Origin of the sequence: Methanoculleus sp. MH98A (assembly GCF_000691865.1) — an archaeon.
Taxonomy (GTDB): Archaea; Halobacteriota; Methanomicrobia; order Methanomicrobiales; family Methanoculleaceae; genus Methanoculleus.
This window is the reverse complement of the sequence record NZ_JMIO01000046.1, coordinates 1-11,287: the sequence shown is the minus strand read 5'-3', so window position 1 is coordinate 11,287 and position 11,287 is coordinate 1. Positions and strand designations below refer to the sequence as shown.

Annotated in this window: 12 protein-coding genes and 1 pseudogene; 11 read left to right on the top strand and 2 right to left on the bottom strand. The window is 62.6% G+C overall.

What is annotated here, in order from left to right:
- The first annotated feature begins 191 nt into the window (after nucleotides 1-191).
- The 8 genes and pseudogenes from EI28_RS07330 (at nucleotide 192) to EI28_RS07295 (ending at nucleotide 5,428) form a co-directional block, all read left to right on the top strand.
- On the top strand, nucleotides 192-689 hold the full coding sequence (locus EI28_RS07330; protein ID WP_048113911.1) for a Holliday junction resolvase: 498 nt from the start codon (nucleotides 192-194) through the stop codon (nucleotides 687-689).
- Nucleotides 686-1,824: pseudogene (locus tag EI28_RS07325) on the top strand (methanogenesis marker 9 domain-containing protein). Before EI28_RS07330 ends, EI28_RS07325 begins: the two are co-directional and overlap by 4 nt.
- Entirely contained in the window at nucleotides 1,793-2,617 is an 825-nt protein-coding gene (locus EI28_RS07320) for a triphosphoribosyl-dephospho-CoA synthase (RefSeq protein ID WP_048113909.1), read from the top strand. Before EI28_RS07325 ends, EI28_RS07320 begins: the two are co-directional and overlap by 32 nt.
- The gene (locus EI28_RS07315; RefSeq protein WP_052379698.1) at nucleotides 2,605-3,174 is read left to right on the top strand and encodes a DUF447 domain-containing protein; all 570 of its coding nucleotides are present in this window, start codon (nucleotides 2,605-2,607) and stop codon (nucleotides 3,172-3,174) included. The genes EI28_RS07320 and EI28_RS07315 overlap by 13 nt, the downstream gene beginning before the upstream one ends.
- Nucleotides 3,175-3,329: 155 nt before the next feature.
- Entirely contained in the window at nucleotides 3,330-3,776 is a 447-nt protein-coding gene (locus EI28_RS07310; protein WP_048113905.1) for a fasciclin domain-containing protein, read from the top strand.
- A gap of 187 nt (nucleotides 3,777-3,963) precedes the next feature.
- The gene (locus tag EI28_RS07305; protein WP_048113903.1) at nucleotides 3,964-4,392 is read left to right on the top strand and encodes a fasciclin domain-containing protein; all 429 of its coding nucleotides are present in this window, start codon (nucleotides 3,964-3,966) and stop codon (nucleotides 4,390-4,392) included.
- A 139-nt stretch (nucleotides 4,393-4,531) separates the two neighbouring features.
- On the top strand, nucleotides 4,532-4,963 hold the full coding sequence (locus EI28_RS07300) for a fasciclin domain-containing protein (protein ID WP_048113901.1): 432 nt from the start codon (nucleotides 4,532-4,534) through the stop codon (nucleotides 4,961-4,963).
- Nucleotides 4,964-5,002: 39 nt separating this feature from the next.
- Nucleotides 5,003-5,428: a fasciclin domain-containing protein gene (locus tag EI28_RS07295; RefSeq protein ID WP_048113900.1), complete on the top strand. Its 426-nt coding sequence runs from the start codon at nucleotides 5,003-5,005 to the stop codon at nucleotides 5,426-5,428.
- Nucleotides 5,429-5,444: 16 nt separating this feature from the next.
- Here the strand turns inward: EI28_RS07295 and uvsE are convergent, their stop codons facing one another.
- Together uvsE and EI28_RS07285 are read right to left on the bottom strand one after the other, a co-directional pair.
- Nucleotides 5,445-6,350 carry a UV DNA damage repair endonuclease UvsE gene (gene uvsE / locus EI28_RS07290; protein WP_048113898.1) on the bottom strand — a complete coding sequence of 302 codons (906 nt, stop codon included), beginning with the start codon at nucleotides 6,348-6,350 and terminating at the stop codon, nucleotides 5,445-5,447.
- A 33-nt stretch (nucleotides 6,351-6,383) separates the two neighbouring features.
- Complete coding sequence (locus EI28_RS07285) at nucleotides 6,384-7,268, bottom strand: endonuclease III (protein ID WP_082223115.1); 885 nt, start codon at nucleotides 7,266-7,268, stop codon at nucleotides 6,384-6,386.
- Between the two features lie 769 nt (nucleotides 7,269-8,037).
- Here EI28_RS07285 and EI28_RS07280 point away from each other — a divergent pair.
- The 3 genes from EI28_RS07280 (at nucleotide 8,038) to cbiQ (ending at nucleotide 11,016) form a co-directional block, all read left to right on the top strand.
- Nucleotides 8,038-9,189: an NAD(P)/FAD-dependent oxidoreductase gene (locus EI28_RS07280; RefSeq protein WP_048113896.1), complete on the top strand. Its 1,152-nt coding sequence runs from the start codon at nucleotides 8,038-8,040 to the stop codon at nucleotides 9,187-9,189.
- Nucleotides 9,190-9,370: 181 nt separating this feature from the next.
- Nucleotides 9,371-10,204, top strand: coding sequence for an ATP-binding cassette domain-containing protein (locus EI28_RS07275; protein ID WP_048113895.1), 834 nt, complete (start codon nucleotides 9,371-9,373; stop codon nucleotides 10,202-10,204).
- Entirely contained in the window at nucleotides 10,201-11,016 is an 816-nt protein-coding gene (gene cbiQ / locus EI28_RS07270; protein ID WP_048113893.1) for a cobalt ECF transporter T component CbiQ, read from the top strand. Before EI28_RS07275 ends, cbiQ begins: the two co-directional genes overlap by 4 nt.
- Nucleotides 11,017-11,287: the final 271 nt, after the last annotated feature.

Genomic DNA, 11,287 nt, shown 5'->3' with positions numbered 1-11,287 from the left:
TTGACGATGTAATCGTCCGTCTTTTCCGTGATGAGTTTTGCGGTGGTCTCGATAAGTTCCTTATTGTGGGGGAGCTTGCTCCCGTGTCCAACCAGTAACATGCCTTTCAGAGCCATATGTTACAAGGTACTACGATGCTATATTAAAATAATTACCGATTGTTTTTAAGGCCCCGATCTAAAACTTATCTGATGGCAAACTTCGAACGGGAGATCACCTATTGCATCAACCGATTCTTCACGCACCGGCAGATCCACGGGTTCGCCTACCGGCTCAAGCAGAGCAAATTCAATACCCAGTACGTCGACGTCCTCGTGGACTCCCTCGACCCCCGCTACTATCTGGCCATCGAGTGCAAGTCGATCTCGAGCAAGAAGATCTACTTCTCCCAGCACTTCCACTCCGACAGGAACAACGTCCACCAGATCGATGCAATCACCGACTTTATCAGCAAGACCGGCCGCCGGGGGTTCCTTGCCGTGGAGTTCCGGTTCGGTGCGGGGAAGGCGAAGGAGGCGTACCTCATGCCCTGGGATACGGTGCTCGGCTACTACGGGAACGCCCCGGGCATCTCGATAGACGATTTCCGGCTCTGTTGTGCGCTCGACCGCTCCGGTGAGGAATACGATCTGCCGGGACTCGACACAAATCAATATCCTCTCTCACCGCCAACTAATGGAGAAGCATGATGGAAGCATATGATCGTTTTGAACTCCTCATAAACGATCGGATCGTGAAAACACCGGTGGCAATAGCATCCATGGCCGGGATCGTGGATGCGGCATATGTTCTCGAGCGGGCCGATCACATCGGGGCGGCTTTCATCGGGGGCTACTCCATCGACGCCCCCACCCTCGAGGCAAGCCGGCGGATGGCAGAGGAAGGTCGCAAAGAGTTTTTGTACGACGATCCTCTCGAAGCGCTGGGTCGCGAGGTTGAAGCCCTGAAACAGAGCGACGTCGTTACGGGCATCAACCTCCGCGGGAGCACGCCCGCCTCCTACGCCGAAGTCGCCCGGGCGTTCGAGGACGCAGTGGTCTACGAGATCGACGCCCACTGCAGGCAGCCGGCGATGGTTGAAGCCGGGTGCGGCGAGTATCTCCTCCGGCACCCGGCGAAACTCGTCGAGATCATCCGGGCCCTGAAAGCCGAGGACGTGACCGTCTCGGTGAAGATCCGGGCCGGTGTCGCGTCGAACGACGCCGACCTCGCCCGCATCGTCTGGAAGGCGGGGGCGGACATCATCCACGCCGACCTGATGGACTTCGGGCACAACAAGGTCCGCCAGATCCGCAACGCCTCTCCCCTGACGCTGATCGCGAACAACTCCATCACCACCTTCGATAAAGCGATGGACGCCTTCTCCCACGGGGCGGACCTCGTCTCGCTTGCCCGGCAGTCCGATGCCTGGACGCTCGCCGGCCTCGATGCCGCCATCACCCGGTCGGCCGAGGAGGGCGGCTGGTACAACGCCCCGAAACAGCTCTGCCGCGGCGGGGACATCAGGCGCTCACCTTCTGCTGCATGCCGGTGAAGGCCTGCCCGCTCATCCCTACCCTCGACAAGATCGGGCTCTCCCGCGATGACTACCTGAAGTTCAAGCAGGAGGCGGTGAAGGGTACCCCGCTCGAAGACGGGAAGAACACCTGTTTCGGGAGCCTCGCCTGGTGCTGCAAGATCAGTTCTCCCTGCATGTTCCGCAACATGACGCTTGAGAAGAAGGGCCTCTCTGCGCGGGAGTACATGCGGTGCAAGCATCGCCTCGCTGAAAAGATCATGCACAGGATATTCGATGAAGGAGAATCTGCCGACGAATCGAGCTGAACGTGCGCAGATGGCGATGATGCTCGAGGTCTGCGCCTACCCGAAGCCCGGGAACGTGGATAGGTGCCACGATTATCCGGATACCCGTCTCGAGCATTTCCTCGCTTCGGCCATTCTTGCCCGTCCCGTCTTCGAGGCAGCCGAAAAGACCGGCGGCCGGGTCGGGACCCTCATCCGGGAGGCGGTTCAGTGCACGAACGGCCACTCCGGGGGGAATACCCACTTCGGGGCGTTCATTCTCCTCATCCCCCTTGTTCTCGGTGGAGATATCGACGGGGCGCAGGCAGTCGTCGCCGCAACCGATGTCGAGGACGCGGTCGAGTTCTACGCAGCGTTCGCTCTCACGAGCGTCCGGATGGCGGAGAGCGACGACCTGGACGTGAACGACCCGGCCTCGGTCGCCGCCATCCGGGAGCGGGGGATGACGCTTGCCGACGTCATGTCCTACTCGGCGCCCCGGGACATGGTCGCACGGGAGTGGACGAACGGATTTGCCCTGACCCGCCGGTGCGCCGACCTGCTTCACGCGCACGGGTGCGGCAGGGAGTCGGTCGTCGCGGCGTTCCTCGATCTCCTCGCTTCAGAGCCGGATACCTTCATCGCGAAGAAGCACGGGGAAGCCGTGGCGGAGAGGACGATGCGGGCTGCGGCGGAGGTGCTCGACGGGAGGCGCGACCTTGCCGCCTTCGATGCCGAATGCGTCCTGGCCGGGATCAACCCGGGCTCGATTGCCGACATCACCATCGCCGGGATATACGTGGCGCTCGGGGAGGGATGGCAGTGGGACTGCTGACCGAGGGGATCAACGAGGTGATCGCGACAACCGACCACAACGCCGCTCCCATGGGGATCATCAACCGGAACGGCTCCCTGCACATGGTCCTGTTCCGGGGCAGCCACACCGCCCGGAACGTCGGCCGGGACCGCCGGGTGGTGGCGAACTTCGTCTTCGACCCGGTGATCTACGTCAAAACCGCGTTCGACGACCTTCCATTGGACGCCTTCGTCTCCGAAGAGATCGACGGGACGACCGTCTGCCGCCTCCGCGACGCGGAGGCCTGGGCCGCGTTTGCCGCCGACGTGGAGCGATCGGGCGACGAGTCGATCATCGTGCGGCTCAGCCCCTTGAAAGAGGAGGTGCTCGGTCTCCGTCTCCACCCGGTGAACCGGGGGTTTGCGAGCATCGTGGAGGCTACCGTCCATGCCACCCGCTACGTCAGGAACCGCGACCCGTGGCTTGGGCGGCTGATCGAGCACCACAGCGGCCTCGCCCGGAAGTGCGGCGGCGCCCGGGAACGGGAGGCGCTCGAACTCCTTGAAGGGTATGTCGCCGACCTGACCCGCGAGTGACGTTTTTCATGCCCGGCTCGAACTCCCGAGACAGCCGGAACTCCCTGTTCTTCCCGGGAGGCGGGTATCTCTCTGGAATTCTATGGCGTTGGGCATATAATAATCCCTATATATGAGAACATACCACGAACCGCCCCGCAGGGAGGTACCTAGTAATGGCGAAGATCCTTGATATGTTGCAGAACGACGGCAGGTTCGGCCGGCTCGTCGAGATCATCCAGACCCTCGGTGAGGAGAAGATGCTGCAGGGGGAAGGGCCGATGACGTTCTTTGCTCCGGTCGACTCGGCATGGGATGCGATCCCCGAGCCGAACCGGGCGATGATCCTAAACGACAGGCAGATGCTCTCGCACCTGATCGACTACTTCACGATCGGCAATCACAAGTGCACGCTTGATGCGCTGCTTGAGAAAAACGTCGTGCAGACCGTCGAAGGGAATAGCATCATGGTCAGGAACACCGACCGGGGCACGCAGGTGGACGAGGCCGTCGTGCTCGAGGGAGACATCGAGGCGGAGAACGGCATTATCCATGCGCTCGACAGCGTTCCCTTCGCGACGCTCTCGCAGGCTTACGAGGCCTACATGGCCGTGAGCGAGTAAGCCCGGGCGGGAACCGCACCGTCCGGCCGAGAAACCCTTTTTTTCCGGGTGCGGGGCGTACTCCGACTTCTCCCGGCGGGAGATGATAGCAATATACGGCGCTTTTCTCGGTCGATGCCCTCTCCCCGGGCCCGTGCAACCATGTCCGTACTTTTATATATCTAGCCAAATGATCCGGGAGTTACCCATGAAGAGTATCTTTGAGACGGCCCGGGAAGACGACCGGTTGAGCACCTCCGTTGCGATGCTGCAGGCCGGAGGGATGGCGGAGACGCTCCTGGAAAGGGGGGAGTATACGGCATTGTTTCCGACGAACGAGGCGTATTCCGACTTTTCCCGGGAGGTGCTGGACACTATCACGGCCGACCGGGGGCGGCTCACGGAGATGATCAGGTATCACGTGATCCAGGGCAAACTCACCACGCACGAGCTCTCGCGGATGGAGGCGATCAGGACCCTGCAGGGGGATCACCTGGATATCGCGGGCCCCCCTTCCGCGATACGACTGAACGATGCCGCAGTCATCCAGCCCAACGTCGAGTGCACGAACGGCATTTATCACGTCATCGACAGGGTGCTCCTGCCGCGGGCGGTCGAGGCGCGGGTGAAGAAGTAGGTTCGGGCCCGACGCATCTCCGACGACGGGAATGGGGCGATGCCGGAATCCGGCCTCCTGCCGGCTCCCGAAACCGTGCGGAACCATCCGTAATTTTATATACTCACGCCCCTCCATCTCCCGCCGGGAGTTGGTTCAAATGAAGAGTATCCTCGCGACTCTGCGTGAATCGGGATCGTTTGACGTGTTTCTTAACCTCGTACGGACGGCCGGCATGGAGGAGCGGTTGAGCACCGAAGGTCCCTATACGCTCTTCGTCCCGGACGACGATGCGTTCCGGGATCTTCCCCGGCCCGAACTCGAGGCGATTCGCCGGGACGCCGACCGGCTCGGCGATACCCTGAACTACCATATCGTCCCGGGCGTACATTCCATGATTGATCTGCTTGGCATACGGACGCTCAGGTCGCTTCAGGGAGGTGACCTGGCCGTGGAGGTTGCGCCGGAGGGGGTGCTGGTCAACGACGTGGCGGTCGTGGAGGCCGATGCGTGGTGCACCAACGGGATCTGCCATGCGGTCTCCGCACTGCTCCTGTCGCCCGTTGCAAGAGCCGTTGCCGTACGCGGGTAGCCGGAACGTATAAGTAATCCGGTGCGTGGAGAGAGCAGCATGAAGAACATCATCGATACCCTGGAGGACTCCGAAAGCCTCAGCGTGTTTCTCGATCTGGTCCGGATTGCCGGCATGGAACCGATGCTCCGCGAGAGGGGGCCGTTCACGGTCTTCGTCCCGACGAACGAGGCCTTTTCGAGGGTTCCTAAGGATCGTATGGACGAGATCCGGCAGGATGCGGACAAACTCCTCCTGATCGTGAGTTACCACGTCGTGCCGGGGCAGTTGACCTCGGAGGATCTCCGGAGTATCGGCGCCGTCAGGTCGAGCCTCGGGACAGATCTCGTCATACGGTCTTCGGATCGGGGTATCACCGTCAACAGCGTTCCCATAGTCGAGGCCGATGCGTTCTGCACGAACGGCATCTGCCACGCGATAGCGTCGGCACTCGTCCCGCCGACGATAGACGTTGCTACACCCTGAGGAGGAGCGCCCGGACTTACCGCTCTCGCGGCAGGAGGAACCGCCCATCCCGGCGGGCGATCCCGACGGCCGCGAGAGCGCTCTTCTCTTTATCCTTGATCTCGAGCATGATGTCCATATCCGTCGGCACGGTCCCGGCGAGGAACCGCTCGAAGTCGGCGATATCAAGGGTCTCCGCGTGCCGGCCCTTCCGGCCGCCGGGCATCGCGGTGCTGTAGTCGATCATCGGAATGCCGTCGTGAGGCTGCCAGGTCGCGCCGGAGAGTTCGACCGCTTCGGCAACCCCGGTACCCGAGGGGTTGACAGTGTGATGGAAGACGTCGAAGAGCACCGGGATGCCGGTCTCCTCGTGGATGCGGAGGCAGTCGGCCAGGGTGTAGCGCGAGTCGTCGTTCTCGACGACCAGCCGGCGGAGGATGCTCTTGTCGAGGCGGGAGTATACGCTCGCGAACCGCTCCATGCTCGCCTTCTTATCGCCGTAGACCCCGCCGACGTGGATCTGGATTTTGGCGGTTCTATCAAGGCGCATGGCGTCGAGAAGGGCGGCGTGGTAGCGGAGTTCCGCGACGCTCTTCTCAACGATACCGGGGTCTTTCGCGTTGATGACGACGAACTGGTCGGGATGCATGGAGACTCGCATCCCGTGTTCGCGGACGAACCGGCCGATCCCGCGAAACGTCTCCGCGAAGGTCTCCTCCCACGCGGCGGTGCAGACCGGGTGCGACGCAAACGGCACGAGGCCGGAGCCGATCCGGAAGAAGAGGATGCATTCTTTGAGATTGAAACGGAGGATCTCACAAAGACAGCGGAGGTTCTCCCGCACGGTCTCCTCCAGCCGTTCGTCGGAGTAGGAGGAGAGCCGGAACGTGCGGCCCGAGGAGCAGCCGATGCTCCGGTTGATGCAGGGGTAGCCGATCTTCATGGCTCTCCGGGTGATCCCGTACAGTCATCAACCTTACCTGCAGGTGTACGCACCCTCGCTCTCGGCGACGAACCCCTCCCGGGCGAGGTCGCCGAGGTTCCTCTTCACCCGCCCGGGCTCTTCGCAGAGCCGGAGGATCACCTCCTTCTCCGTGACCGTCCCTTCCTCGAGGACGAGCGCGAGGATTTGCCCCCTGATCTGCCGGTCGGACCCCTCGAACCGGCTCTGCCGGGAGTAGGACGCGCTCCTCCGGTTCGGGTTCGCCGTCCGTTTCTTCAGGACCGTGCCGTAATCCATCAATGAACTATACCACTCCCGCGGGTTCTCGCGGTAGAGGGCCTGTTCGACGAGCGGGAGAATCTCGTCGTCCCGGACGCCCTCCCTGTCCTGGAAGAAGAAGTGGATGAAGATCCGCCGGATGTTCGTCTCGACATAAACGACCGGCATGTTGAATGCGTACGCGCAGATGGCCGACGCGGTCGCGTTCCCGATCCCGGGGAAGGTCGCGAGCGTCTCGACGTCGGCGGGAAGGTCGCCGCTGTATTCCTCCATGATGCGCCGTGCGGTCTCCTGGAGCGCGATTGCCCGGCGGTTGTAGCCCATGCCCTGCCAGGCGAGGAGCACCTCGCTTCTGGGGGCACGGGTAAGGCTCTCGAAGTCCCCAAACCGTTTGAGGAACTCAGTGTACTTCACGGCGACCCGCTCGACCTGCGTCTGCTGGAGCATGATCTCGGAGACCAGGATCCGGTAGGGGTCGGTGGTGTGCCGCCAGGGAAGGTCGCGGCCGTGGGCCCGAAAGTACGAGAGGATGAGATCCCGGAAGAGGTCGATGGTCTCCGGGGTCGCTCCCTCCGCCCGGATAGCGTCGAGGAGCCGGCGTTCGCGCTCGTTCTGTTCGGGGTCCAGGCTGCCGATCACGGTATGTTATCTGTCTGGTAGGGGGAAAATAGGTTGGGCCTATGGTCTGTAAGGTGGTGGAGTTGCATTTCCCTTGGCTCAAAAGGACATCCCTTCGCATCTGTAGGGGTTTAAATCCTGAATTTGATCAATGAAATTGGTATTGGGTCTGTAGCAGATCCATACTCGGCTTTCCACCTGATATCGCGACTGGGGGAGGGGCTGACGGGGAGTGTGATGGGCGGAATGCGACCGGTCGCCAGAGCGGGAGCATGAGCACCGAAGGTGCGAACGCCCGGAGCTCGACCACCGTCAGGTGGGGAGTGCGAGCGAAGCGAGCTTGAGCACCGGAGGTGCGACGGGGGCATGCCCCCTCCCCTGTCTACAACTCACATCATTGCTGCTCAAACTCGCTATGCCTGCATCCCCTATTACCCCCACCCCTCCCGCGCTTTGCGCTCCTCCTCCACACCTTCGGTGCTCATGCTCCGGCCCCATGGCCCGTCGCACCCCGCCCCGAGGGGCGGGGGCAGTGCGTGGCGATATGCGACTGTCGAAGGGCAGGAGCAGGAGCACCGCCAGGTGTAATAGGAAACGGGCCGGAGGGCAGGAGAACGGGCAGCGGAGGTGGGAGGTGCACAGTCCCCCAAACTCCTGTCCTCCAGCCGCTCATCACCGATGACTCTTACTCCCACCATCCGCTCCCTTTTAAGTCACCGAACGTCCACTCTACTCAGGAACCGGGCCGCCATCGGCGAACCGGGAACCAACTCGTGCGGGGCATGATACTCTGGTCTGGGATGTTGTCGTTGTGGGCGCGGGGCCTGCCGGGAGCGCCGCGGCGCGGGCGTGCGCAAAAGAGGGGCTCAAGACGCTCTGCATCGAGGAGCACGGGACGATCGGCTACCCGGTGCAGTGCGCGGGACTGCTCTCGGTCTCCGCGTTTGCCGAGTGCGATGTTTCGAAACGCTCGATCTTAAACGAGGTGAGCGGCGCACGCATGGTCTCGGGTCTCGGCGGGGAACTTCTCTTCGATGCCGGGGTCACGAAGGCCTACGTCGTCGACCGGGGCCTCCTCGACCGGGAGATGGCACAGAAGGCGGCGGACGCCGGAGCGGAGTTCCGCCCAAAAACCAGCGCATCGGGCATCAGCGGCTCCTCCCTCCTGACCCGGGGGGTCCGCGGGCGCGAGGAGATCCCGTTCCGCCTTCTCGTCGCCGCCGACGGGCCGCGGAGTTCCGTCGCCCGCATGCTCGGCCTGCAACGCCCTGCGCTCTACCTCGCCGGGATTCAGGCGGAGGTTCCCTGCGAGACGGACCCACGCTACGTGGAACTCCACCCCAACGCATCGCCCGACTTCTTCGGGTGGGCGATCCCGGTCTCGGCGACCCGGGCCCGTGTCGGCCTCTGCGCACGGGAGCACGCAAAGGACCACTTCGACCGGTTCACCGCCCGCTACGGGCAAAACTCGCTCCACCTCGTGAGCGGGGTCATCCCGCTCGGGGTCATGCCGCAGACCTATGGCCGCCGGGCGCTCGTCGTCGGCGACGCGGCGGGGTTCGCAAAGCCCACGTCTGGCGGCGGGGTCTACACCGGCGTCCGGTCCGCAAAACACGCGGCCGCCGTCGCCGCTGCGTGCTGTGCGCACGGGGAGTTCGACGACGGGAGCCTCCGGGATTATGAGCGGCGCTGGAAGGAGGATTTCGGCAAAGAGCTCGATATCGGGATGAAAGCGCTTAAGATGCGGCAGAAAATGACGCCGGAGGAGATCGACCGCCTCTGCCGGGCACTCGACGACCCGGATCTCATCAGGACTATCGTGGAGCACGGCGACATGGACAGGCCGGGCACCCTGCTCCGCAAACTTGCCCTGAAACCCGCGCTGGCCCGGGCAATGGGCATACTTTTCGCATCGGGGGTACGTCAAATACTTACCGGTTGATAAAGTCGTAGTCAGGTGCGCTATGCATTTACCTAACGCATTTATATCGATGGGCCGGGCCCGGGTCTACCGGGTCATCCCCCACGTCTTTATTATTCTCATACTGGTGCCGGTATTCGCCGTTGCCGGGGTCTCCGCACGGCCCGATAACTAGATACCTGAAAACCCACATTTTGCCATCATGCTCCTGCTTGAGGCCCGCGACCTCACCCATATCTACCGCGGCGACGTCCACGCCCTCGAGAGCGTAAGTTTCGTTGCCGAGCGAAAATCCCGCATCGCCGTCATCGGGCCGAACGGTGCAGGGAAGAGCACCCTTTTCAAGCATTTCAACGGCATCCTCAAACCCACGTCGGGCGAAGTGCTGGTCAGGGGCGAGCCCATCACGAAGGAGAACGTCCGCGAGGTCAGGAAGTTCGTCGGGATCGTCTTCCAGAACCCCGACGACCAGATCTTCTCCCCCACCGTGGAGCAGGACATTGCGTTCGGCCCGATCAACCTCGGCCTCGACGAGACGACGGTCGCCCACCGTGTCGAGGAGGCGCTGCGCCTCCTCGGGATCGAGGACCTGCGCGAGCGCGTGCCGCACCACCTCTCGGGCGGCGAGAAAAAACGGGTCGCTATCGCCGGCATCCTCGCGATGGAGCCGCAGGTGCTGGTGCTCGACGAACCGACTGCGGGGCTCGACCCCCGGGGCGTCGCCGACCTCGTGGCGTTCGTCAACCGGCTGCCCGAGGAGTACGGCATGACGGTGGTCTTCTCGACCCACCACCTCGACCTCGTGGCGGAGATGGCGGACTACATCTACGTGATGGACCAGGGAAGGGTCGTGGGCTCCGGGACGGTCGGGGAGGTCTTCGCCCGGCCTGAACTGCTTATCCGGACAGGGCTTGATGTGCCGCCCATACCGAAACTGATCCGGTCGCTCCGGGAGAACGGCGTCGCCATCGAGATGGCCTACACCTACGAGGACGCGAAGAGATCGTTCCTCGAAGCCTACGCGAGACGAAGATGATCGACGACCTCTACTTCATCGAGAAGTATGCATATCAGACGAGCGTCGTCCACCGGCTGGACGCAAGGATAAAACTCCTCATCGCCCTCGCCGCCATCGTGGCCATCGTGGCCGTGCCCTACTCGACGAGGGTCTACGAACTCGGCGCCGTCCTCGTCGGCCTTGTCGCCGCACTCTGGGCCGCTTCAAGCCTCTCACCGGTTGTCTACCTCCGGAGGCTCGCGCTCATCCTGCCGTTCGGGATCTGTCTGGCCGGGTTCCAGATATTCGTGAAAAACCCCTACTACGACATCTTTCATACGATTGCAGTCCTGCCGTTCGGGATCGAGGTCTACGCGGAATCGGTGGAGTTCGCGTCGGTCCTCCTCGTGAAGTTCGTCGTCAGCGTATCGTTCATCATCCTGCTCTCGTCGACGACGAAGATGCAGGATATGATCGAGGCGGCGGGGAGGCTCGGCCTGCCCCGGGAGTTCACCCTCACGCTCGCGATGATGGTCCGCTACATCTTCGTCTTTGCCGAGATGTTTACGAGGATACGGACCGCGATGGCGACCCGGTGCTTCGATCCCCTCGACCGCACCCTCCCCTACCGCTACCGGCTGCACCAGGCCGGCTATATGGCCGGGACAGTCTTCATCCGGTCCTACGAGCAGGGCGAGCGCACCTACACGAGCATGCTCTGCCGGGGATACGGGGCGAATGCCGGCCTGTACATCAGGAAAAAACCCCTCCGCACCGGAGAGACCGTCTTCTTCGCCGCGACGCTCGGCTTCATCGTGCTCTCTGCGGTGCTGATCTATGGGCAGCCGTAGGTGAGTGCGATGTTACCTTGCCAATCAAATTCTGTCCCTGTTGAAGCGTCCAGAGCCTGAAATGGCTTACTTGCGTGTTGCAGGCATTACCTCTTCTCGTCAAAGCGATTCCGGGATACCAACGACAACAATGCAACTATAGCGAGGAAAAGCCCGATCCAGTGGACCGTGGTGGCTATCGCCACGCAGGGGGGTGGGGACAATGGGGAGTGCGAACGGAGTGAGCATGAGAAACTCGAAGAGTTTCGAGGGGGAATATTCCCCCTCCCCG